Annotated in this window: 38 protein-coding genes; 34 read left to right on the forward strand and 4 right to left on the reverse strand. The window is 50.1% G+C overall.

Annotated features, from left to right (window positions below):
* From tuf to bfr, 3 genes are all read left to right on the forward strand, one after another.
* The coding region (gene tuf, locus OGX83_RS12455; protein WP_286588180.1) for an elongation factor Tu at window positions 1-1,068 on the forward strand (1,068 nt) is incomplete at its 5' end.
* Window positions 1,069-1,253: 185 nt separating this feature from the next.
* Window positions 1,254-1,448 (forward strand): bacterioferritin-associated ferredoxin, encoded by a 195-nt coding sequence (gene bfd / locus OGX83_RS12460; RefSeq protein WP_003031111.1) that lies wholly within the window; start codon window positions 1,254-1,256, stop codon window positions 1,446-1,448.
* Window positions 1,449-1,519: 71 nt separating this feature from the next.
* On the forward strand, window positions 1,520-1,996 hold the full coding sequence (gene bfr, locus OGX83_RS12465) for a bacterioferritin (protein WP_003827773.1): 477 nt from the start codon (window positions 1,520-1,522) through the stop codon (window positions 1,994-1,996).
* On the opposite strand, the gene OGX83_RS12470 is transcribed toward bfr, so the two are convergent.
* The gene (locus OGX83_RS12470) at window positions 1,993-2,460 is read right to left on the reverse strand and encodes a prepilin peptidase (RefSeq protein ID WP_079935386.1); all 468 of its coding nucleotides are present in this window, start codon (window positions 2,458-2,460) and stop codon (window positions 1,993-1,995) included. The genes bfr and OGX83_RS12470 overlap by 4 nt on opposite strands.
* A gap of 379 nt (window positions 2,461-2,839) precedes the next feature.
* On the opposite strand from OGX83_RS12470, the gene rpsJ reads away from it, so the two are divergent.
* From rpsJ to arfA, 31 genes are all read left to right on the forward strand, one after another.
* Complete coding sequence (rpsJ, locus tag OGX83_RS12475) at window positions 2,840-3,151, forward strand: 30S ribosomal protein S10 (protein ID WP_001181005.1); 312 nt, start codon at window positions 2,840-2,842, stop codon at window positions 3,149-3,151.
* A gap of 32 nt (window positions 3,152-3,183) precedes the next feature.
* On the forward strand, window positions 3,184-3,813 hold the full coding sequence (gene rplC / locus OGX83_RS12480; RefSeq protein ID WP_003031117.1) for a 50S ribosomal protein L3: 630 nt from the start codon (window positions 3,184-3,186) through the stop codon (window positions 3,811-3,813).
* Window positions 3,814-3,823: 10 nt separating this feature from the next.
* Complete coding sequence (rplD, locus tag OGX83_RS12485) at window positions 3,824-4,429, forward strand: 50S ribosomal protein L4 (RefSeq protein WP_003031119.1); 606 nt, start codon at window positions 3,824-3,826, stop codon at window positions 4,427-4,429.
* Window positions 4,426-4,728: a 50S ribosomal protein L23 gene (rplW, locus tag OGX83_RS12490; RefSeq protein ID WP_000617546.1), complete on the forward strand. Its 303-nt coding sequence runs from the start codon at window positions 4,426-4,428 to the stop codon at window positions 4,726-4,728. Before rplD ends, rplW begins: the two co-directional genes overlap by 4 nt.
* Window positions 4,729-4,745: 17 nt before the next feature.
* Window positions 4,746-5,567: a 50S ribosomal protein L2 gene (rplB, locus tag OGX83_RS12495; protein ID WP_000301869.1), complete on the forward strand. Its 822-nt coding sequence runs from the start codon at window positions 4,746-4,748 to the stop codon at window positions 5,565-5,567.
* 16 nt (window positions 5,568-5,583) lie between these two features.
* Window positions 5,584-5,862 carry a 30S ribosomal protein S19 gene (rpsS, locus tag OGX83_RS12500; RefSeq protein WP_001138115.1) on the forward strand — a complete coding sequence of 93 codons (279 nt, stop codon included), beginning with the start codon at window positions 5,584-5,586 and terminating at the stop codon, window positions 5,860-5,862.
* Between the two features lie 14 nt (window positions 5,863-5,876).
* Window positions 5,877-6,209, forward strand: coding sequence for a 50S ribosomal protein L22 (rplV, locus tag OGX83_RS12505; RefSeq protein WP_000448832.1), 333 nt, complete (start codon window positions 5,877-5,879; stop codon window positions 6,207-6,209).
* Between the two features lie 17 nt (window positions 6,210-6,226).
* Window positions 6,227-6,928: a 30S ribosomal protein S3 gene (rpsC, locus tag OGX83_RS12510; protein WP_000529945.1), complete on the forward strand. Its 702-nt coding sequence runs from the start codon at window positions 6,227-6,229 to the stop codon at window positions 6,926-6,928.
* 12 nt (window positions 6,929-6,940) lie between these two features.
* On the forward strand, window positions 6,941-7,351 hold the full coding sequence (rplP, locus tag OGX83_RS12515; protein WP_000941208.1) for a 50S ribosomal protein L16: 411 nt from the start codon (window positions 6,941-6,943) through the stop codon (window positions 7,349-7,351).
* Window positions 7,351-7,542 carry a 50S ribosomal protein L29 gene (rpmC, locus tag OGX83_RS12520; protein WP_000644742.1) on the forward strand — a complete coding sequence of 64 codons (192 nt, stop codon included), beginning with the start codon at window positions 7,351-7,353 and terminating at the stop codon, window positions 7,540-7,542. Before rplP ends, rpmC begins: the two co-directional genes overlap by 1 nt.
* Complete coding sequence (gene rpsQ, locus OGX83_RS12525; RefSeq protein WP_003031120.1) at window positions 7,542-7,796, forward strand: 30S ribosomal protein S17; 255 nt, start codon at window positions 7,542-7,544, stop codon at window positions 7,794-7,796. The genes rpmC and rpsQ overlap by 1 nt, the downstream gene beginning before the upstream one ends.
* A 163-nt stretch (window positions 7,797-7,959) precedes the next feature.
* Complete coding sequence (gene rplN, locus OGX83_RS12530) at window positions 7,960-8,331, forward strand: 50S ribosomal protein L14 (RefSeq protein ID WP_000613954.1); 372 nt, start codon at window positions 7,960-7,962, stop codon at window positions 8,329-8,331.
* 10 nt (window positions 8,332-8,341) lie between these two features.
* On the forward strand, window positions 8,342-8,656 hold the full coding sequence (gene rplX, locus OGX83_RS12535) for a 50S ribosomal protein L24 (RefSeq protein WP_003031122.1): 315 nt from the start codon (window positions 8,342-8,344) through the stop codon (window positions 8,654-8,656).
* 14 nt (window positions 8,657-8,670) lie between these two features.
* Window positions 8,671-9,210: a 50S ribosomal protein L5 gene (gene rplE, locus OGX83_RS12540; RefSeq protein WP_003031123.1), complete on the forward strand. Its 540-nt coding sequence runs from the start codon at window positions 8,671-8,673 to the stop codon at window positions 9,208-9,210.
* Between the two features lie 14 nt (window positions 9,211-9,224).
* The gene (gene rpsN, locus OGX83_RS12545; protein ID WP_003031125.1) at window positions 9,225-9,530 is read left to right on the forward strand and encodes a 30S ribosomal protein S14; all 306 of its coding nucleotides are present in this window, start codon (window positions 9,225-9,227) and stop codon (window positions 9,528-9,530) included.
* A 30-nt stretch (window positions 9,531-9,560) separates the two neighbouring features.
* Window positions 9,561-9,953 carry a 30S ribosomal protein S8 gene (gene rpsH / locus OGX83_RS12550; protein WP_003031127.1) on the forward strand — a complete coding sequence of 131 codons (393 nt, stop codon included), beginning with the start codon at window positions 9,561-9,563 and terminating at the stop codon, window positions 9,951-9,953.
* A 12-nt stretch (window positions 9,954-9,965) separates the two neighbouring features.
* Window positions 9,966-10,499, forward strand: coding sequence for a 50S ribosomal protein L6 (rplF, locus tag OGX83_RS12555; protein WP_003031129.1), 534 nt, complete (start codon window positions 9,966-9,968; stop codon window positions 10,497-10,499).
* A gap of 9 nt (window positions 10,500-10,508) precedes the next feature.
* Window positions 10,509-10,862, forward strand: a complete 354-nt coding sequence (gene rplR / locus OGX83_RS12560; protein WP_000358960.1) for a 50S ribosomal protein L18 — start codon at window positions 10,509-10,511, stop codon at window positions 10,860-10,862.
* 14 nt (window positions 10,863-10,876) lie between these two features.
* On the forward strand, window positions 10,877-11,380 hold the full coding sequence (rpsE, locus tag OGX83_RS12565; protein WP_003031131.1) for a 30S ribosomal protein S5: 504 nt from the start codon (window positions 10,877-10,879) through the stop codon (window positions 11,378-11,380).
* A 3-nt stretch (window positions 11,381-11,383) separates the two neighbouring features.
* Window positions 11,384-11,563, forward strand: a complete 180-nt coding sequence (gene rpmD, locus OGX83_RS12570) for a 50S ribosomal protein L30 (protein WP_001140434.1) — start codon at window positions 11,384-11,386, stop codon at window positions 11,561-11,563.
* A gap of 3 nt (window positions 11,564-11,566) precedes the next feature.
* Complete coding sequence (gene rplO, locus OGX83_RS12575) at window positions 11,567-12,001, forward strand: 50S ribosomal protein L15 (RefSeq protein WP_003031132.1); 435 nt, start codon at window positions 11,567-11,569, stop codon at window positions 11,999-12,001.
* Window positions 12,002-12,008: 7 nt separating this feature from the next.
* Window positions 12,009-13,340, forward strand: coding sequence for a preprotein translocase subunit SecY (secY, locus tag OGX83_RS12580; protein WP_001118864.1), 1,332 nt, complete (start codon window positions 12,009-12,011; stop codon window positions 13,338-13,340).
* Between the two features lie 30 nt (window positions 13,341-13,370).
* Window positions 13,371-13,487, forward strand: a complete 117-nt coding sequence (rpmJ, locus tag OGX83_RS12585) for a 50S ribosomal protein L36 (RefSeq protein WP_000868187.1) — start codon at window positions 13,371-13,373, stop codon at window positions 13,485-13,487.
* Between the two features lie 146 nt (window positions 13,488-13,633).
* Window positions 13,634-13,990 carry a 30S ribosomal protein S13 gene (gene rpsM, locus OGX83_RS12590; protein ID WP_003031135.1) on the forward strand — a complete coding sequence of 119 codons (357 nt, stop codon included), beginning with the start codon at window positions 13,634-13,636 and terminating at the stop codon, window positions 13,988-13,990.
* Window positions 13,991-14,006: 16 nt separating this feature from the next.
* Window positions 14,007-14,396 (forward strand): 30S ribosomal protein S11, encoded by a 390-nt coding sequence (rpsK, locus tag OGX83_RS12595; protein ID WP_003031137.1) that lies wholly within the window; start codon window positions 14,007-14,009, stop codon window positions 14,394-14,396.
* Between the two features lie 33 nt (window positions 14,397-14,429).
* Entirely contained in the window at window positions 14,430-15,050 is a 621-nt protein-coding gene (gene rpsD / locus OGX83_RS12600; RefSeq protein ID WP_003031138.1) for a 30S ribosomal protein S4, read from the forward strand.
* A gap of 25 nt (window positions 15,051-15,075) precedes the next feature.
* The gene (locus OGX83_RS12605) at window positions 15,076-16,065 is read left to right on the forward strand and encodes a DNA-directed RNA polymerase subunit alpha (RefSeq protein ID WP_003031139.1); all 990 of its coding nucleotides are present in this window, start codon (window positions 15,076-15,078) and stop codon (window positions 16,063-16,065) included.
* A 40-nt stretch (window positions 16,066-16,105) separates the two neighbouring features.
* Window positions 16,106-16,489 carry a 50S ribosomal protein L17 gene (gene rplQ, locus OGX83_RS12610; RefSeq protein WP_001216370.1) on the forward strand — a complete coding sequence of 128 codons (384 nt, stop codon included), beginning with the start codon at window positions 16,106-16,108 and terminating at the stop codon, window positions 16,487-16,489.
* Between the two features lie 107 nt (window positions 16,490-16,596).
* Window positions 16,597-16,965: a DnaJ family domain-containing protein gene (locus OGX83_RS12615; RefSeq protein ID WP_003845236.1), complete on the forward strand. Its 369-nt coding sequence runs from the start codon at window positions 16,597-16,599 to the stop codon at window positions 16,963-16,965.
* Window positions 16,966-16,975: 10 nt separating this feature from the next.
* Window positions 16,976-17,401: a Zn(2+)-responsive transcriptional regulator gene (gene zntR, locus OGX83_RS12620; RefSeq protein WP_048236923.1), complete on the forward strand. Its 426-nt coding sequence runs from the start codon at window positions 16,976-16,978 to the stop codon at window positions 17,399-17,401.
* Window positions 17,402-17,458: 57 nt separating this feature from the next.
* Window positions 17,459-17,677, forward strand: coding sequence for an alternative ribosome-rescue factor ArfA (gene arfA / locus OGX83_RS12625; RefSeq protein WP_003828276.1), 219 nt, complete (start codon window positions 17,459-17,461; stop codon window positions 17,675-17,677).
* Here the strand turns inward: arfA and mscL are convergent.
* The 3 genes from mscL to rsmB form a co-directional block, all read right to left on the reverse strand.
* Window positions 17,674-18,087, reverse strand: a complete 414-nt coding sequence (gene mscL, locus OGX83_RS12630; RefSeq protein ID WP_003031152.1) for a large-conductance mechanosensitive channel protein MscL — start codon at window positions 18,085-18,087, stop codon at window positions 17,674-17,676. The genes arfA and mscL overlap by 4 nt on opposite strands.
* 141 nt (window positions 18,088-18,228) lie before the next feature.
* Window positions 18,229-19,605: a Trk system potassium transporter TrkA gene (trkA, locus tag OGX83_RS12635; protein WP_003031153.1), complete on the reverse strand. Its 1,377-nt coding sequence runs from the start codon at window positions 19,603-19,605 to the stop codon at window positions 18,229-18,231.
* A 21-nt stretch (window positions 19,606-19,626) separates the two neighbouring features.
* A complete protein-coding gene (rsmB, locus tag OGX83_RS12640) occupies window positions 19,627-20,916 on the reverse strand; it encodes a 16S rRNA (cytosine(967)-C(5))-methyltransferase RsmB (protein WP_111466316.1) in 1,290 nt (429 codons plus the stop codon).
* Window positions 20,917-20,944: the final 28 nt, after the last annotated feature.

The following is a 20,944-nucleotide window of genomic DNA, read 5'->3' on the forward strand; positions in this document are numbered from 1 at the left end:
TACGGCGGTGCTGCTCGTGCATTCGACCAGATCGATAACGCGCCGGAAGAAAAAGCTCGTGGTATCACCATCAACACTTCTCACGTTGAATATGACACCCCGACTCGCCACTACGCACACGTAGACTGCCCGGGCCACGCCGACTATGTTAAAAACATGATCACCGGTGCTGCGCAGATGGACGGCGCGATCCTGGTTGTTGCTGCGACTGACGGCCCGATGCCGCAGACTCGTGAGCACATCCTGCTGGGTCGTCAGGTAGGCGTTCCGTACATCATCGTGTTCCTGAACAAATGCGACATGGTTGATGACGAAGAGCTGCTGGAACTGGTAGAAATGGAAGTTCGTGAACTTCTGTCTCAGTACGATTTCCCGGGCGACGACACTCCGATCGTTCGTGGTTCTGCTCTGAAAGCGCTGGAAGGCGAAGCAGAGTGGGAAGCGAAAATCATCGAACTGGCTGGCTTCCTGGATTCTTACATCCCAGAACCAGAGCGTGCGATTGACAAGCCGTTCCTGCTGCCTATCGAAGACGTATTCTCCATCTCCGGTCGTGGTACCGTTGTTACCGGTCGTGTAGAGCGCGGTATCATCAAAGTTGGTGAAGAAGTTGAAATCGTTGGTATCAAAGAGACTGCTAAGTCTACCTGTACTGGCGTTGAAATGTTCCGCAAACTGCTGGACGAAGGCCGTGCTGGTGAGAACGTTGGTGTTCTGCTGCGTGGTATCAAACGTGAAGAAATCGAACGTGGTCAGGTACTGGCTAAGCCGGGCTCTATCAAGCCGCACACCAAGTTCGAATCTGAAGTGTACATTCTGTCCAAAGACGAAGGCGGCCGTCATACTCCGTTCTTCAAAGGCTACCGTCCGCAGTTCTACTTCCGTACTACTGACGTGACTGGTACCATCGAACTGCCGGAAGGCGTAGAGATGGTAATGCCGGGCGACAACATCAAAATGGTTGTTACCCTGATCCACCCAATCGCGATGGACGACGGTCTGCGTTTCGCAATCCGTGAAGGCGGCCGTACTGTTGGTGCGGGCGTTGTTGCTAAAGTAATGAGCTAATTATTGATTAATTAGCTTTGAGCTTAAAAAGGGCGCTTCGGCGCCCTTTTTGCTACCTGCAATTTAGTCGTTGTCATATTTATTCGCATTTTTTATTCATTCTCCCGCCGCGTAAATCGCGTTGTGCTATTGTAATCATAACTATTCTCATTTACACTTTGCGCAGAAATTGAACGGGAGCGATCATGTACGTTTGTTTGTGTAATGCGATAAGTGATAAAAAAATACGTCAGGCTGTTCGCCAGTTTCATCCTCAGTCCTTTCAGCAATTACGTAAATTTATTCCTGTTGGAAATCAATGCGGTAAATGCATTCGTGCTGCCCGCGAGGTCATGCAGGATGAATTAACACAAATGCCAGAATTTAAAGAGATCGCCTAAGTCACACTCTTTTTTTTGACATCCCTGTAGCCCCATCTACGCTCTAAGAGTGGAAGCGGAGGGACTATAAAATGAAAGGTGATGTTAAAATCATAAATTATCTCAATAAACTATTGGGAAATGAGCTTGTCGCGATCAACCAGTATTTTCTCCATGCTCGTATGTTTAAAAACTGGGGACTGACTCGCCTCAATGATGTTGAGTACCATGAATCTATCGATGAGATGAAACACGCTGATAAATATATCGAGCGTATTTTATTCTTAGAAGGGATCCCGAACTTGCAGGATCTTGGCAAGTTGGGTATTGGCGAAGACGTTGAAGAGATGCTGCAATCCGATCTTCGACTCGAACTCGATGGTGCTAAAGACTTACGTGAAGCCATTGCCTATGCCGATAGCGTCCATGATTATGTCAGCCGGGATATGATGATTGAGATCCTGACTGAAGAAGAAGGGCATATTGACTGGCTCGAAACCGAGCTGGACCTGATTGCAAAACTTGGCTTACAAAATTATCTGCAATCGCAAATTAAAGTCAGTGACTAACCGCCCTGTATCATACTTACCAGGCCAATAACAAAACCCGCAGCCGCCAGATATGGCCCAAATGGCAGCGGGTTTTTTAGTACCTGTTTCCCGTAACGGACGCAGGAAATCCCGGTGAGGCAACATGCCATACCCGCGGCAAGTAAAACCAACAGTGGTAATGATTCCCAGCGATGCCATGCGCCTAACGCGGCAAGAAATTTGACATCACCAAAGCCTAATCCTTCCTGTCGGCATATCAAACGATACCCCCAGTAGAACAAAGCAAATACCCCATAGCCCGCTACGACCCCCCAAAGCGCGTCGGATAACTGTGCAGGTCTGCAGCATTGATGATAAATAAGACCGCCCCACAAAAGAGGGCAGGTAAATTTGTCGGGCAGCAACCCGGTACGTAGGTCATGGATTAAGAGCAGCCCTGATAGCGAAACATAAATCAACAGAAAGGGGAGGTCGATGTACATGGGCAAGCCTTATCTGGTAAAGAGTTTACCTTCAGGTAAACCCGGCGGCCCTACAAGCCTGGGATATGGGTTATGGATGCTCTCTTCCACGGAAAACGCGTTGCACCACAGGACATACAATCAGAGTGGAAGGAGCGCCGCATTTGTGAACGAGTGATTAATTTCTACGCGGTACTTGCTTAAGGCTGAGATTTACGTATAATGCGCGGGCTTGTCTAATATTGACAGCGGTTCGATATGAGCCACCGGTACTGCGAAAGCAATACCAGACAATGTTCCCAATCGGGGAACTCTGTAAGAACGGTTACACTCTCCCATCAATCGTAATGGGTTTGAGGAGTAACTATTTCGTCTATAAAATAATTGGAGCTCTGGTCTCATGCAGAACCAAAGAATCCGTATCCGTTTGAAAGCGTTTGATCATCGTCTGATCGATCAATCAACCGCGGAAATCGTCGAGACTGCCAAGCGCACTGGTGCGCAGGTTCGTGGTCCGATCCCGCTGCCGACCCGCAAAGAGCGTTTCACCGTTCTGATCTCCCCGCACGTCAACAAAGACGCGCGTGATCAGTACGAGATCCGTACTCACAAGCGTCTGGTTGACATCGTTGAGCCAACTGAAAAAACCGTTGATGCTCTGATGCGTCTGGACCTGGCTGCCGGTGTAGACGTGCAGATCAGCCTGGGTTAATCAGGTCATCGAGCGATTGAGAGGTTGATACAATGATTGGTTTAGTCGGTAAAAAAGTGGGTATGACCCGCATCTTCACTGAAGATGGCGTATCTATCCCAGTAACCGTTATCGAAGTTGAAGCAAACCGCGTTACTCAGGTTAAAGATCTGGCTAACGATGGCTATCGCGCTGTTCAGGTTACCACCGGTGCTAAAAAAGCTAACCGCGTAACTAAGCCGGAAGCTGGCCACTTTGCTAAAGCTGGCGTAGAAGCTGGCCGCGGCCTGTGGGAATTCCGTCTGGCAGATGGTGAAGAATACACCGTTGGTCAGAACATTAGCGTTGAACTGTTTGCTGACGTTAAAAAAGTTGACGTAACCGGTACCTCTAAAGGTAAAGGTTTCGCTGGTACCGTTAAGCGCTGGAACTTCCGTACCCAGGACGCTACTCACGGTAACTCCTTGTCTCACCGCGTTCCGGGTTCTATCGGTCAGAACCAGACTCCGGGCAAAGTGTTCAAAGGCAAGAAAATGGCAGGTCAGCTGGGCAACGAACGTGTAACCGTTCAGAGCCTGGACGTAGTACGTGTTGACGCTGAGCGCAACCTGCTGCTGGTTAAAGGTGGTGTTCCGGGTGCGACCGGTTGCGACCTGATCGTTAAACCAGCTGTGAAGGCGTAAGGGGATAGCAATGGAATTAGTATTGAAAGACGCGCAGAGCGCGCTGACTGTTTCCGAAACTACCTTCGGTCGTGATTTCAACGAAGCGCTGGTTCACCAGGTTGTTGTTGCTTATGCAGCTGGTGCTCGTCAGGGTACTCGTGCTCAGAAGACTCGTGCTGAAGTAACTGGTTCAGGCAAAAAGCCGTGGCGCCAGAAAGGTACCGGCCGTGCGCGTTCAGGTTCTATCAAGAGCCCGATCTGGCGTTCAGGTGGCGTGACCTTCGCTGCTCGTCCACAGGACCACAGTCAAAAAGTTAACAAAAAGATGTACCGCGGCGCGCTGAAAAGCATTCTGTCCGAACTGGTACGTCAGGATCGTCTGATCGTTGTCGAATCATTCTCTGTAGAAGCGCCTAAAACTAAGCTGCTGGCACAGAAACTGAAAGACATGGCTCTGGAAGATGTGCTGATCATCACCGGTGAGCTGGACGAAAACCTGTTCCTGGCTGCGCGCAACCTGCACAAGGTTGACGTACGCGATGCAACTGGTATCGACCCGGTTAGCCTGATCGCCTTCGACAAAGTCGTAATGACTGCTGATGCTGTTAAGCAAGTTGAGGAGATGCTGGCATGATTCGTGAAGAACGTCTGCTGAAAGTGCTGCGCGCACCGCACGTTTCTGAAAAAGCGTCTACTGCGATGGAAAAAACTAACACCATCGTTCTCAAAGTTGCTAAAGACGCGACCAAAGCAGAAATCAAAGCTGCTGTGCAGAAACTGTTTGAAGTCGAAGTCGAAGTCGTTAACACCCTGGTAGTTAAAGGGAAAGTTAAACGTCACGGACAGCGTATCGGTCGTCGTAGCGACTGGAAAAAAGCTTACGTCACCCTGAAGGAAGGCCAGAATCTGGACTTCGTCGGCGGCGCTGAGTAAGTCGGAGGAGTAATACAATGGCAGTTGTTAAATGTAAACCGACATCTCCGGGTCGTCGCCACGTTGTTAAAGTGGTCAACCCAGAGCTGCACAAGGGCAAACCTTTTGCTCCGCTGGTTGAAAAAAACAGCAAATCCGGTGGTCGTAACAACAATGGCCGCATCACCACTCGTCACATCGGTGGTGGTCACAAGCAGGCTTATCGTATTGTTGACTTCAAACGCAACAAAGACGGTATCCCGGCAGTTGTTGAACGTCTTGAGTACGATCCGAACCGCTCCGCGAACATCGCGCTGGTTCTGTACAAAGACGGTGAACGCCGTTACATCCTGGCCCCTAAAGGCCTGAAAGCTGGCGACCAGATTCAGTCTGGCGTTGATGCTGCAATCAAAGCAGGTAACACCCTGCCGATGCGCAATATCCCGGTTGGTTCTACCGTTCATAACGTAGAAATGAAACCAGGTAAAGGCGGTCAGCTGGCACGTTCCGCTGGTACTTACGTTCAGATCGTTGCTCGTGATGGTGCTTATGTCACCCTGCGTCTGCGTTCTGGTGAAATGCGTAAAGTCGAAGCAGACTGCCGTGCAACTCTGGGCGAAGTTGGCAATGCTGAGCATATGCTGCGCGTTCTGGGTAAAGCAGGTGCTGCACGCTGGCGTGGTGTTCGTCCTACCGTTCGCGGTACTGCGATGAACCCAGTCGATCACCCACATGGTGGTGGTGAAGGTCGTAACTTTGGTAAGCACCCGGTAACTCCGTGGGGCGTTCAGACCAAAGGTAAGAAGACCCGCAGCAACAAGCGTACTGATAAATTCATCGTACGTCGCCGTAGCAAATAATTTTAGAGGATAAGCCATGCCACGTTCTCTCAAGAAAGGTCCTTTTATTGACCTGCACTTGCTGAAGAAGGTAGAGAAAGCGGTGGAAAGCGGAGACAAGAAGCCCCTGCGCACTTGGTCCCGTCGTTCAACGATCTTTCCTAACATGATCGGTTTGACCATCGCTGTCCATAATGGTCGTCAGCACGTTCCGGTATTTGTTTCCGACGAAATGGTCGGTCACAAACTGGGTGAATTCGCACCGACTCGTACTTATCGCGGCCACGCTGCTGATAAAAAAGCGAAGAAGAAATAAGGTAGGAGGAAGAGATGGAAACTTTAGCTCAACATCGCCATGCTCGTTCTTCTGCTCAGAAGGTTCGCCTTGTTGCAGACCTGATTCGCGGTAAGAAAGTGTCGCAGGCTCTGGATATTCTGACCTACACCAATAAGAAAGCGGCTGTACTGGTTAAGAAAGTCCTGGAATCTGCCATTGCTAACGCTGAACACAACGATGGCGCTGACATTGACGATCTGAAAGTTACGAAAATTTTCGTAGACGAAGGCCCGAGCATGAAGCGCATTATGCCGCGTGCAAAAGGTCGTGCAGATCGCATCCTGAAGCGCACCAGCCACATTACTGTGGTTGTGTCCGATCGCTGAGACTCTGGAGACTAGCAATGGGTCAGAAAGTACATCCTAATGGTATTCGCCTGGGTATTGTAAAACCATGGAACTCAACCTGGTTTGCGAACACCAAAGAATTCGCTGACAACCTGGACAGCGATTTTAAAGTACGTCAGTACCTGACTAAGGAACTGGCTAAAGCGTCTGTATCTCGTATCGTTATCGAGCGTCCGGCTAAGAGCATCCGTGTGACCATTCACACCGCTCGCCCGGGTATCGTTATCGGTAAGAAAGGCGAAGACGTAGAAAAACTGCGCAAAGTCGTAGCGGATATTGCTGGCGTTCCTGCTCAGATCAATATCGCCGAAGTGCGTAAGCCTGAACTGGACGCAAAATTGGTTGCTGACAGCATCACTTCTCAGCTGGAACGTCGTGTTATGTTCCGTCGTGCTATGAAGCGTGCTGTACAGAACGCAATGCGTCTGGGCGCTAAAGGTATCAAAGTTGAAGTTAGCGGCCGTCTGGGCGGCGCGGAAATCGCACGTACCGAATGGTACCGCGAAGGTCGCGTACCTCTGCACACTCTGCGTGCTGACATCGACTACAACACCTCTGAAGCGCACACCACTTACGGTGTAATCGGCGTTAAAGTGTGGATCTTCAAAGGCGAGATCCTGGGTGGTATGGCTGCTGTTGAACAACCGGAAAAACCGGCTGCGCAACCTAAAAAGCAGCAGCGTAAAGGCCGTAAATAAGGAGCGTCGCTGATGTTACAACCAAAGCGTACAAAATTCCGTAAAATGCACAAAGGCCGTAACCGCGGTCTGGCTGCTGGCGCGGATGTTAGCTTCGGCAGCTTCGGTCTGAAAGCTGTTGGCCGTGGTCGTCTGACTGCCCGTCAGATCGAAGCAGCACGTCGTGCTATGACCCGTGCAGTTAAGCGTCAAGGTAAGATCTGGATCCGTGTATTCCCGGACAAACCGATCACTGAAAAGCCGCTGGCAGTGCGTATGGGTAAAGGTAAAGGTAACGTGGAGTATTGGGTTGCCTTGATTCAGCCGGGTAAAGTCCTGTATGAAATGGACGGCGTACCGGAAGAGCTGGCCCGTGAAGCATTCAAGCTGGCAGCAGCGAAACTGCCGATTAAAACCACCTTTGTAACTAAGACGGTGATGTAATGAAAGCAAAAGAGCTGCGTGAGAAGAGTGTTGAAGAGCTGAACACCGAGCTGCTGAATCTGCTGCGTGAGCAGTTCAACCTGCGTATGCAGGCTGCAAGTGGCCAGCTGCAACAGTCTCACCTGTTGAAGCAAGTGCGTCGTGACGTCGCACGCGTTAAGACTTTACTGACTGAGAAGGCGGGTGCGTAATGACCGATAAAATCCGTACTCTGCAAGGTCGCGTTGTTAGCGATAAAATGGAGAAATCCATCGTTGTTGCTATCGAACGTTTTGTGAAACACCCGATCTACGGTAAATTCATTAAGCGTACGACCAAACTGCACGTACATGACGAGAACAACGAATGCGGTACTGGTGACGTGGTTGAAATCCGCGAATGCCGTCCGCTGTCCAAGACTAAGTCCTGGACGCTGGTTCGCGTTGTAGAGAAAGCCGTTCTGTAATACAGTAGGCATTCTCAACGAATAAACGGCTCAGCGATGAGCCGTTTATTTTTTCTACCCATATCGTTGAAGCGGTGTTATAATGCCGCGCCCCCGATATGGGGCTTTTTTAACGACCTGATTTTCGGGTCTCAGTAGTAGTTGACATTAGCGGAGCACTAAAATGATCCAAGAACAGACTATGCTGAACGTCGCCGACAACTCCGGTGCACGTCGCGTAATGTGTATCAAGGTTCTGGGTGGCTCGCACCGTCGCTACGCAGGCGTCGGCGATATCATCAAGATCACCATCAAGGAAGCAATTCCGCGTGGTAAGGTCAAAAAAGGTGATGTGCTGAAGGCGGTAGTGGTGCGCACCAAGAAGGGTGTTCGTCGCCCGGACGGTTCTGTCATTCGCTTCGATGGTAATGCATGCGTTATTTTAAACAATAACAGCGAGCAACCTATCGGTACGCGTATTTTTGGGCCGGTAACTCGTGAACTTCGTAACGAGAAGTTCATGAAAATTATCTCTCTGGCACCAGAAGTACTCTAAGGAGCGAATCATGGCAGCGAAGATCCGTCGTGATGACGAAGTTATCGTGTTAACCGGTAAAGATAAAGGTAAACGCGGTAAAGTTAAGAATGTCCTGTCTTCCGGCAAGGTCATTGTTGAAGGTATCAACCTGGTTAAGAAACATCAGAAGCCGGTTCCGGCCCTGAACCAACCAGGCGGCATCGTAGAGAAAGAAGCAGCTATTCAGATCTCTAACCTTGCTATCTTCAACGCGGCAACCGGCAAGGCTGACCGTGTAGGCTTTAGATTCGAAGACGGCAAAAAAGTCCGTTTCTTCAAATCTAACAGCGAAACTATCAAGTAATTTGGAGTAGTACGATGGCGAAACTGCATGATTACTACAAAGACGAAGTAGTCGCTAAACTCATGACTGAGTTTAACTACAATTCTGTCATGCAAGTCCCTCGGGTCGAGAAGATCACCCTGAACATGGGTGTTGGTGAAGCGATCGCTGACAAGAAACTGCTGGATAACGCAGCAGCTGACCTGACAGCAATCTCCGGTCAAAAACCGCTGATCACCAAAGCACGCAAATCAGTTGCAGGCTTCAAAATCCGTCAGGGCTATCCGATCGGCTGTAAAGTAACTCTGCGTGGCGAACGCATGTGGGAGTTCTTTGAGCGCCTGATCACTATTGCTGTTCCACGTATCCGTGACTTCCGTGGCTTGTCCGCTAAGTCTTTCGACGGTCGTGGTAACTACAGCATGGGTGTCCGTGAGCAGATCATCTTCCCAGAAATCGACTACGATAAAGTCGACCGCGTGCGTGGTTTGGATATTACCATTACCACTACTGCGAAATCTGATGAAGAAGGCCGTGCTCTGCTGGCTGCCTTTGACTTCCCGTTCCGCAAGTAAGGTAGGGTTACTGAATGGCTAAGCAATCAATGAAAGCACGCGAAGTAAAGCGCGTAGCTTTAGCTGATAAGTACTTCGCAAAACGCGCTGAACTGAAAGCTATTATCTCTGATGTGAACGCGACCGACGAAGATCGTTGGAACGCAGTTCTCAAGCTGCAGTCTCTGCCGCGTGATTCCAGCCCGTCCCGTCAGCGTAACCGCTGCCGTCAAACAGGTCGTCCGCATGGCTATGTGGGCAAGTTCGGGTTGAGCCGTATCAAACTGCGTGAAGCCGCCATGCGCGGTGAAGTACCAGGCTTGAAAAAGGCTAGCTGGTAATTACCAATTGAATCACGGGAGTAAAGACAGATGAGCATGCAAGATCCGATCGCGGATATGCTGACCCGTATCCGTAACGGTCAGGCCGCGAATAAAGCTGCGGTCACCATGCCTTCCTCCAAGCTGAAAGTGGCAATTGCCAACGTGCTGAAGGAAGAAGGTTTTATTGAAGATTTTAAAGTTGAAGGCGACACCAAGCCGGAACTGGAACTTACTCTCAAGTATTTCCAGGGTAAAGCTGTTGTAGAAAGCATTCAGCGTGTCAGTCGCCCAGGTCTGCGCATTTATAAGCGTAAAGACGAGCTGCCGAAAGTTATGGCTGGCATGGGTATCGCAGTTGTTTCTACCTCTAAAGGTGTTATGACTGATCGTGCAGCGCGCCAGGCTGGTCTTGGTGGCGAAATTATCTGCTACGTAGCCTAATCGGAGGAAAAAATGTCTCGTGTTGCTAAAGCACCGGTCGTTATTCCTGCCGGCGTTGATGTAAAAATCAACGGTCAGGTTATTACGATCAAAGGTAAAAACGGCGAGCTGACTCGTACTCTCAACGATGCTGTTGCAGTAAATCATGCAGATAATGCACTGACCTTCGGTCCGCGTGATGGTTACGCAGATGGATGGGCTCAGGCTGGTACCGCGCGTGCCCTGCTGAATGCAATGGTTGTCGGTGTTACCGAAGGCTTCACTAAGAAGCTTCAGCTGGTTGGTGTAGGTTATCGTGCAGCGGTTAAAGGGAATGTAGTAAACCTGGCTTTAGGTTTCTCTCACCCAGTTGACCATCAGCTGCCTGCGGGAATCACTGCAGAATGTCCGTCTCAGACTGAAATCGTGCTGAAAGGCGCTGATAAACAGCTGATCGGTCAGGTTGCAGCAGATCTGCGCGCCTACCGTCGTCCTGAGCCTTATAAAGGCAAGGGTGTTCGTTACGCCGACGAAGTCGTGCGTACCAAAGAGGCTAAGAAGAAGTAAGGTAACACTATGGATAAGAAATCTGCTCGTATCCGTCGTGCGACCCGCGCACGCCGCAAGCTCCAGGAGCTGGGTGCAACTCGCCTGGTGGTACATCGTACCCCGCGTCATATTTACGCACAGGTAATTGCACCGAACGGTTCTGAAGTTCTGGTAGCTGCTTCTACTGTAGAAAAAGCTATCGCTGAACAATTGAAGTACACCGGTAACAAAGACGCTGCTGCAGCTGTAGGTAAAGCTGTTGCTGAACGCGCTCTGGAAAAAGGCATCAAAGATGTTTCTTTTGACCGTTCCGGGTTCCAATATCATGGTCGTGTCCAGGCACTGGCAGATGCTGCCCGTGAAGCTGGCCTTCAGTTCTAAGGTAGAGGTGTAAGATGGCTCACATCGAAAAACAAGCTGGCGAACTGCAGGAAAAGCTGATCGCGGTTAACCGCGTATCTAAAACCGTTAAAGGTGGTCGTATTTTCTCCTTCACAGCTCTGACTGTAGTTGGTGATGGTAACGGTCGCGTTGGTTTTGGTTACGGTAAAGCGCGTGAAGTTCCAGCAGCGATCCAGAAAGCGATGGAAAAAGCCCGTCGCAATATGATTAACGTCGCGCTGAACCACGGCACCCTGCAGCACCCGGTTAAGGGTACTCACACGGGTTCTCGTGTATTCATGCAGCCGGCTTCCGAAGGTACCGGTATCATCGCCGGTGGTGCAATGCGCGCCGTTCTGGAAGTCGCTGGAGTTCGTAACGTTCTGGCTAAAGCGTATGGTTCCACTAACCCGATTAACGTGGTGCGTGCAACTATCGATGGCCTGGAAAATATGAAATCTCCGGAAATGGTCGCTGCCAAGCGTGGTAAATCCGTTGAAGAAATTCTGGGGAAATAAACCATGGCAAAGACTATTAAAATTACTCAAACCCGCAGTGCAATCGGTCGTCTGCCGAAACACAAGGCAACGCTGCTTGGCCTGGGTCTGCGTCGTATTGGTCACACCGTAGAGCGCGAGGATACTCCTGCTGTTCGTGGTATGGTCAACGCGGTTTCCTTCATGGTTAAAGTTGAGGAGTAAGAGATGCGTTTAAATACTCTGTCTCCGGCCGAAGGCTCTAAAAAAGCGGCTCGCCGCCTGGGTCGTGGTATCGGTTCTGGCCTCGGTAAAACCGGTGGTCGTGGTCACAAAGGTCAGAAGTCTCGTTCTGGCGGTGGCGTACGTCGCGGTTTCGAGGGTGGTCAGATGCCTCTGTACCGTCGTCTGCCGAAATTCGGCTTCACTTCACGTAAAGCAGCGATTACAGCCGAAGTTCGTCTGTCTGACCTGGCTAAAGTTGAAGGCGGTGTTGTAGACCTGAACACGCTGAAAGCAGCTAACATTATCGGTATCCAGATCGAGTTCGCGAAAGTGATCCTGGCTGGTGAAGTCACTACTCCGGTAACTGTTCGTGGCCTGCGTGTTACTAAAGGCGCTCGTGCTGCTATCGAAGCTGCTGGCGGTAAAATCGAGGAATAAGTAGCAGATGGCTAAACAACCGGGATTAGATTTTCAAAGTGCCAAAGGTGGCTTAGGCGAGCTGAAACGCAGACTGCTGTTTGTAATCGGCGCGCTGATTGTGTTCCGTATTGGCTCTTTCATTCCGATCCCTGGTATTGATGCCGCTGTACTTGCCAAACTGCTTGAGCAACAGCGAGGCACCATCATTGAAATGTTTAACATGTTCTCTGGTGGTGCTCTCAGCCGTGCTTCTATCTTTGCTCTGGGGATCATGCCGTATATTTCGGCGTCGATCATTATCCAGCTGCTGACGGTGGTTCATCCAACGCTGGCAGAAATTAAGAAAGAAGGGGAGTCTGGTCGTCGTAAGATCAGCCAGTACACCCGCTACGGTACTCTGGTGCTGGCAATATTCCAGTCGATCGGTATTGCTACCGGTCTGCCGAATATGCCTGGTATGCAGGGCCTGGTGATGAACCCAGGCTTTGCATTCTATTTCACCGCTGTTGTAAGTCTGGTTACAGGGACGATGTTCCTGATGTGGTTGGGCGAACAGATTACTGAACGTGGTATCGGCAACGGTATCTCAATCATTATCTTCGCCGGTATTGTCGCGGGACTCCCGCCAGCCATTGCCCATACTATCGAGCAAGCGCGTCAAGGCGACCTGCACTTCCTCGTGTTGCTGTTGGTTGCAGTATTAGTATTCGCAGTGACGTTCTTTGTTGTATTTGTTGAGCGTGGTCAACGCCGTATTGTGGTAAACTACGCGAAACGTCAGCAAGGTCGTCGTGTCTATGCTGCACAGAGCACACATTTACCGCTGAAAGTGAATATGGCGGGGGTAATCCCGGCAATCTTCGCTTCCAGTATTATTCTGTTCCCGGCGACCATCGCGTCATGGTTCGGGGGCGGGACTGGTTGGAACTGGCTGACAACAATTTCGCTGTATTTGCAGCCTGGGCAACCGCTTTATGTGTTACTCTATGCGTCTGCAATCATATTCTTCTGTTTCTTCTACACGGCGTTGGTTTTCAACCCGCGTGAAACAGCAGATAACCTGAAGAAGTCCGGTGCATTTGTACCAGGAATTCGTCCGGGAGAGCAAACGGCGAAGTATATCGATAAAGTAATGACCCGCCTGACTTTGGTTGGTGCGCTCTACATTACCTTTATCTGCCTGATCCCGGAGTTCATGCGTGATGCAATGAAAGTACCGTTCTACTTCGGTGGGACCTCACTGCTTATCGTTGTTGTCGTGATTATGGACTTTATGGCTCAAGTGCAAACTCTGATGATGTCAAGTCAGTACGAGTCTGCATTGAAGAAGGCGAATCTGAAAGGCTACGGCCGTTAACAGTCGCCCGAGAAGTTACGGAGAGTAAAAATGAAAGTTCGTGCTTCCGTCAAGAAATTATGCCGTAACTGCAAAATCGTTAAGCGTGATGGTGTCATCCGTGTGATTTGCAGTGCCGAGCCGAAGCATAAACAGCGCCAAGGCTGATTTATTCGCATATTTTTCTTGCAAAGTTGGGTTGAGCTGGCTAGATTAGCCAGCCAATCTTTTGTATGTCTGTGCGTTTCCATTTGAGTATCCTGAAAACGGGCTTTTCAGCATGGTGCGTACATATTAAATAGTAGGAGTGCATAGTGGCCCGTATAGCAGGCATTAACATTCCTGATCAGAAACATGCTGTGATCGCATTAACTTCGATCTACGGCGTCGGCAAGACCCGTTCTAAAGCCATTCTGGCTGCCGCGGGTATCGCTGAAGATGTTAAGATCAGTGAGCTGTCTGAAGAACAAATCGACACGCTGCGTGACGAAGTTGCCAAATTTGTCGTTGAAGGTGATCTGCGCCGTGAAGTTAGCATGAGCATCAAGCGCCTTATGGACCTTGGTTGCTATCGCGGTTTGCGTCATCGTCGTGGTCTCCCGGTTCGCGGTCAGCGTACCAAGACCAACGCACGTACCCGTAAGGGTCCGCGCAAACCGATCAAGAAATAATCGGGGTGATTGAATAATGGCAAAGGCACCAATTCGTGCACGTAAACGTGTAAGAAAACAAGTCTCTGACGGCGTGGCTCATATCCATGCTTCTTTTAACAACACCATCGTTACCATTACTGATCGTCAGGGTAACGCACTGGGTTGGGCAACAGCCGGTGGTTCCGGTTTCCGTGGTTCTCGCAAATCCACTCCGTTTGCAGCTCAGGTTGCAGCAGAGCGTTGCGCTGAAGCCGTAAAAGAATACGGTATCAAGAATCTGGAAGTTATGGTCAAAGGACCGGGTCCAGGTCGCGAATCTACTGTTCGTGCTCTGAACGCCGCTGGTTTCCGCATCACTAATATTACTGATGTGACTCCGATCCCTCATAACGGTTGTCGTCCGCCGAAAAAACGTCGCGTATAACGCTGTCGTTTCTAGGATTGTTGGAGAAAGAAAATGGCAAGATATTTGGGTCCTAAGCTCAAGCTGAGCCGTCGTGAGGGCACTGACTTATTCCTTAAGTCTGGCGTTCGCGCGATCGATACCAAGTGTAAAATTGAACAAGCTCCTGGCCAGCACGGTGCGCGTAAACCGCGTCTGTCTGACTATGGTGTGCAGTTGCGTGAAAAGCAAAAAGTTCGCCGTATCTACGGTGTGCTGGAGCGTCAGTTCCGTAACTACTACAAAGAAGCAGCACGTCTGAAAGGCAACACCGGTGAAAACCTGTTGGGTCTGCTGGAAGGTCGTCTGGACAACGTTGTATACCGTATGGGCTTCGGTGCCACTCGTGCAGAAGCACGTCAGCTGGTCAGCCATAAAGCAATTATGGTAAACGGTCGTGTTGTTAACATCGCTTCTTATCAGGTTAGTCCGAATGACGTTGTTAGCATTCGTGAGAAAGCGAAGAAGCAGTCTCGCGTGAAAGCCGCTCTGGAGCTGGCTGAGCAGCGTGAAAAGCCAACCTGGCTGGAAGTTGATGCTGGCAAGATGGAAGGTACGTTCAAGCGTAAGCCGGAGCGTTCTGATCTGTCTGCGGACATTAACGAACACCTGATCGTCGAGCTTTACTCCAAGTAAAGCTTAGTACCAAAGAGAGGACACAATGCAGGGTTCTGTGACAGAGTTTCTAAAACCGCGCCTGGTAGATATCGAGCAAGTGAGTTCGACGCACGCCAAGGTGACCCTTGAGCCTTTAGAGCGTGGCTTTGGCCATACTTTGGGTAACGCACTGCGCCGTATTCTGCTCTCATCGATGCCGGGTTGCGCGGTGACCGAGGTTGAGATTGATGGTGTACTACATGAGTACAGCACCAAAGAAGGCGTTCAGGAAGATATCCTGGAAATCCTGCTCAACCTGAAAGGGCTGGCGGTGAGAGTTCAGGGTAAAGATGACGTTATTCTTACCTTGAATAAATCTGGCATTGGCCCTGTGACTGCAGCCGACATTACCCATGATGGTGATGTCGAAATCGTCAAGCCACAGCACGTGATCTGCCACCTGACCGATGAGAATGCATCTATTAGCATGCGTATCAAAGTTCAGCGCGGTCGTGGTTATGTGCCGGCTTCTACCCGAATTCATTCGGAAGAAGATGAGCGCCCAATCGGCCGTCTGCTGGTCGACGCATGCTACAGCCCTGTAGAGCGTATTGCCTACAATGTTGAAGCAGCGCGTGTAGAACAGCGTACCGACCTGGACAAGCTGGTCATCGAAATGGAAACCAACGGCACAATCGATCCTGAAGAGGCGATTCGTCGTGCGGCAACCATTCTGGCTGAACAACTGGAAGCTTTCGTTGATTTACGTGATGTACGTCAGCCGGAAGTTAAAGAAGAGAAACCAGAATTCGATCCGATCCTGCTGCGCCCTGTTGACGATCTGGAATTGACTGTCCGCTCTGCTAACTGCCTCAAAGCAGAAGCTATCCACTATATCGGTGATCTGGTACAGCGTACTGAGGTTGAGCTTCTTAAGACGCCTAACCTTGGTAAAAAATCTCTTACCGAGATTAAAGACGTGCTGGCTTCCCGTGGACTGTCTCTGGGCATGCGCCTGGAAAACTGGCCACCGGCAAGCATCGCTGACGAGTAACCGGATCACAGGTTAAGGTTTTACTGAGAAGGATAAGGTCATGCGCCATCGTAAGAGTGGTCGTCAACTGAACCGCAACAGCAGCCATCGCCAGGCTATGTTCCGCAATATGGCAGGTTCACTGGTTCGTCATGAAATCATCAAGACGACTCTGCCGAAAGCGAAAGAGCTGCGTCGCGTAGTTGAGCCGCTGATTACTCTTGCCAAGACTGATAGCGTAGCTAATCGTCGTCTGGCATTCGCCCGTACTCGTGATAACGAGATCGTGGCAAAACTGTTTAACGAACTGGGCCCGCGTTTTGCGAGCCGCGCCGGTGGTTACACTCGCATTCTGAAGTGTGGTTTCCGTGCAGGCGACAACGCGCCGATGGCATACATCGAGCTGGTTGATCGTTCAGAGAAAACAGAAGCTGCTGCAGAGTAATCTGTAGTAACGTAAAAAAACCCGCCTCGGCGGGTTTTTTTATATCCGTCATATCCCCACTTATCTACAATATCTGTACTCTTTTTGTTCATCCCCTGGAGTGTTGTATGTGGTTACTGGACCAGTGGGCAGAGCGCCATATTATTGATGCACAGTCTAAAGGCGAGTTTGATGATTTACCGGGAACGGGCGAACCGCTGACTCTTGACGATGACTCCCATGTCCCGCCTGAACTCCGAGCCGGATACCGTTTATTAAAAAATGCAGGTTGCCTTCCTCCTGAGCTCGAGCAACGCAGAGAGGCAATACAGCTGCTTGAAATACTCGCGGGGATCCGCAAAGATGATCCCAGTTATCCTGAGGTGAGCCGAAGACTGTCGCTACTGGAACTTAAACTTCGGCAGGCTGGACTCAGCACCGAGTTTTTACGCGGTGACTACGCAGATAAGCTGCTAAAAAAGATCAACGACGAATAGCGGAGAGAGCATGTACCGAATTGGTGAAATAGCGAAACTGGCTGACGTTACGCCGGATACTATCCGCTACTATGAAAAGCAGCAGATGATGGAGCATGAAGTGCGTACTGAAGGCGGATTTCGCCTCTATACAGAAAGCGATCTTCAGCGCTTGAAGTTTATTCGTTATGCCCGGCAGCTTGGTTTCACTCTGGAGTCGATCCGTGAATTGCTTTCGATCCGGGTTGATCCCGAACACCATACTTGTCAGGAATCAAAAGGGATCGTCCAGGAAAGACTGCAAGAAGTCGAAGCCCGCATTGCTGAACTTCAGACGATGCAGCGGTCACTGCAGCGATTGAATGATGCATGCTGCGGCAAGGCACACAGCAGCGTGTACTGCTCTATTCTTGAAGCTCTTGAGCAAGGCGCTAGTGGAACAACGACAGGATGTTGATTTCTTGAACTGCCAGGTCTACACTCGCGGCGTAAATTACTACAAACTGGAGATATTATGAGTCGTTATCAGCACACCAAAGGGCAGATAAAGGACAACGCCATTGAGGCGCTTCTGCATGACCCACTGTTCAGACAGCGCGTTGAGAAAAATAAGAAAGGGAAAGGAAGTTATCTGCGAAAAGGCAAACATGGCAATCGGGGTAACTGGGAGGCCAGTGGCAAGAAAGTAATTAACTTTTTTACCACTGGCCTTCTTGTTTCAGTGAGTGCTTAAGAGCGATTATTCTGTTCTTTCAGCAGGTCACGAATTTCACTTAGCAATACTTCTTCTTTCGATGGAGCTGGCGGTGCTGCCGGCTCTTCCGCTTTTTTACGGTTCAGTTTGTTGATCAGTTTGATTGCCATAAAGATAGCAAACGCAACAATAATGAAATCGAATACATTTTGAATAAATACACCGTAATGCATGACCACGGCAGGGATGTCTCCCTGTGCATCACGTAGCGTTAAAGCAAACTGTTTAAAATCAATTCCACCAATTAACAGCCCCAGCGGCGGCATAATGATATCGGCAACCAGTGATGAAACAATCTTACCGAATGCCGCACCAATAATGACACCCACTGCCAAATCGACAACATTCCCACGCATCGCGAATTCGCGAAACTCTTTAATAATGCTCATTTTATTCTCCCTATGCAGCTGACGTTTATAAGTTTAACAAATGTTTAGGCAATTTCCATTTATGTATTGCCGAAAGGAAAATTTATTAGACCATGAAAAATAAAGGGAAATAAAAAGGGCGCTGTATTAGCGCCCAAATTATTACAGGAAGAAAGGACTTGGCTGGAATAGTCGCTCGACGTCGGTAATAAACTTTTTATCTGTCAGAAACATAATTACGTGATCGCCCTGCTCAATGCGCAGGTTATCGTTGGCAATCATGACATCGTTACCACGTACAACGGCGCCAATAATGGTTCCGGGCGGAAGTTTAATTTCATCAATTGAACGCCCTACAACTCTCGACGTCGTTTCATCCCCGTGTGCGACGGCTTCAATGGCTTCCGCGACGCCACGGCGAAGTGAAGAAACGCCAACAATATCAGCTTTACGCACGTGGCTCAGCAGCGCGGAGATGGTCGCCTGCTGCGGTGAAATCGCAATATCGATCACGCTGCCTTGCACCAGATCGACGTATGCTCTGCGCTGGATCAACACCATTACTTTCTTGGCACCCATCCGTTTGGCAAGCATCGCCGACATGATATTTGCTTCATCATCGTTGGTCACTGCGATGAACAGATCGACCTGATCGATATGTTCTTCGGCCAGTAACTCTTGATCCGAAGCATCACCAAAAAAGACGATCGTATTTTGTAGTTTCTCTGCAAGTTCGGATGCGCGTTGTTGATTACGTTCGATCAGTTTGACGCTGTAATCTTTTTCCAGACGACGTGCCAGACCCGCACCGATATTACCGCCACCCACTAACATAATGCGTTTGTACGGCTTTTCCAGACGCTGCAGTTCACTCATTACGGCGCGTATATGCTGTGATGCCGCAATAAAGAAGACTTCATCACCCGCTTCAACGATCGTAGAACCTTGCGGACGGATCGGTCGGTCATGACGGAAAATCGCTGCAACGCGGGTGTCGATGTGCGGCATATGCTCACGCATTGTTGACAGCGCATTACCAATAAGCGGCCCGCCGTAATAGGCCTTTACTACTGCCAGACTGACTTTACCTTCGGCAAAATTCACCACCTGCAATGCGCCCGGATATTCAATCAGGCGATAAATGCTATCGATAACCAGTTGCTCAGGTGCAATCAGATGATCGATTGGTACCGCATCGGATTGGAACAGCTTGTCGGCATCGCGAACGTAATCTGGTGAACGAATGCGGGCGATGCGATTAGGCGTATTAAACAGTGAATAAGCTACCTGGCAGGCAACCATATTTGTTTCATCTGAGCTGGTTACGGCAACCAGCATATCGGCATCGTCGGCACCGGCTTCACGCAATACGCGGGGATGCGAACCATGCCCTTGCACGACACGGAGATCAAACTTGTCCTGCAGGCTGCGCAGGCGTTCGCCATTGGTATCGACTACCGTGATATCGTTGTTCTCTCCGACCAGGTTTTCAGCCAGCGTACCGCCAACTTGCCCTGCGCCCAGAATGATAATTTTCATCAGTCGCGACCCGTTATCTCATCACTTTTTGATTAGCTTAGCGTAAAAGAAGCCATCGCCATCTTCCGCACCCGGTAAATTCTGACGTCCGGGTTTTTCCGGCGTACCGGTTTCGCTTAATACCGCATCCGGTGTGCGTGCCAGGAAGGCGGCAATTTGCTGCTGGTTCTCTTCTGGCAGGATAGAACACGTTGCATACACTAGCGTGCCGCCAGATTTAAGATGTGACCAGGTCGCATTCAGGATCTCAGCCTGCAATTGGGCAAGTTCGGCAATATCCCGGTCGCGGCGCAGCCATTTGATATCCGGATGGCGACGGATCACCCCGGTAGCAGAACAAGGGGCGTCCAGCAAAATACGGTCAAACTGTTGTTCACCGCACCACTGCTGTGGATAGCGGCCATCCCCTTGTTTTACGGTTGCCTTCATGCCCAGACGTTTCAGATTGTCGTAAACGCGCGATAAGCGTTTTTCATCCACATCGACGGCCATGACGTTAGCTAGCGGAGCAACTTCCAGAATGTGAGTGGTTTTACCGCCCGGCGCACAGCACAGGTCGAGGATCTGCTCACCGTCCTCCGGCAACAGATAATTTACGCATCCTTGAGCGGAGGCATCCTGAACGGTGACCCAACCTTCGTCAAAACCAGGGAGGGCGTGAACTGGAGCCGGTGTTTCCAGACGCACTGCATCCGGGTAGTCTGGATGCGAGAAACCGGTTAATCCCGCTTCGGTAAGCAGGTCTAGCCAGGCGTCGCGAGTATGGTGATTACGATTGACTCGTAGCCACATCGGCGGTCGCTGGTTATTGGCTTCAAGAATGGCTTCCCACTGCTGCGGATACGCACTTTTAATACGTTTAACCAGCCAGGAGGGGTGTAAGAAGCGCAAATCGCTTTGCGCAAACTCGGCCAGCAGTTCATCCTGACGGCGTTGAAACTGGCGCAGTACGCCGTTGATCAGCCCTTTCAGCTGTGGACGCTTAATAACGACCGCGCCTTCTACGGTCTCAGCCAGCGCAGCGTGTGCTGGAATACGAGTATGCAACAGTTGATAGAAGCCCACCATGATCAGGTAGTGAACGGTGCGCTGTTTGCCCGTCATTGGACGTTCCATCAGTTGTTGGATCATCCACTCCAGTTGAGAGAGTGTACGCAATACGCCGAAGCAAAGTTCCTGTAACAGTGCTTTGTCTTTATCGGCAACTTTTTGCTGCATGGCGGGCAGCACGTTACTTAGTGATTGTCCTTTCTCGACAACCTGTTCGACGGCCTGGGCCGCCATACTGCGTAAATTAAGATGTTTTTTCATAAGCGCAAAAATAAAAATGCCCGGAGAC

The sequence above is a fragment of the Citrobacter sp. Cpo074 genome (assembly GCF_030332745.1).
Classification (GTDB): domain Bacteria; phylum Pseudomonadota; class Gammaproteobacteria; order Enterobacterales; family Enterobacteriaceae; genus Citrobacter; species Citrobacter portucalensis.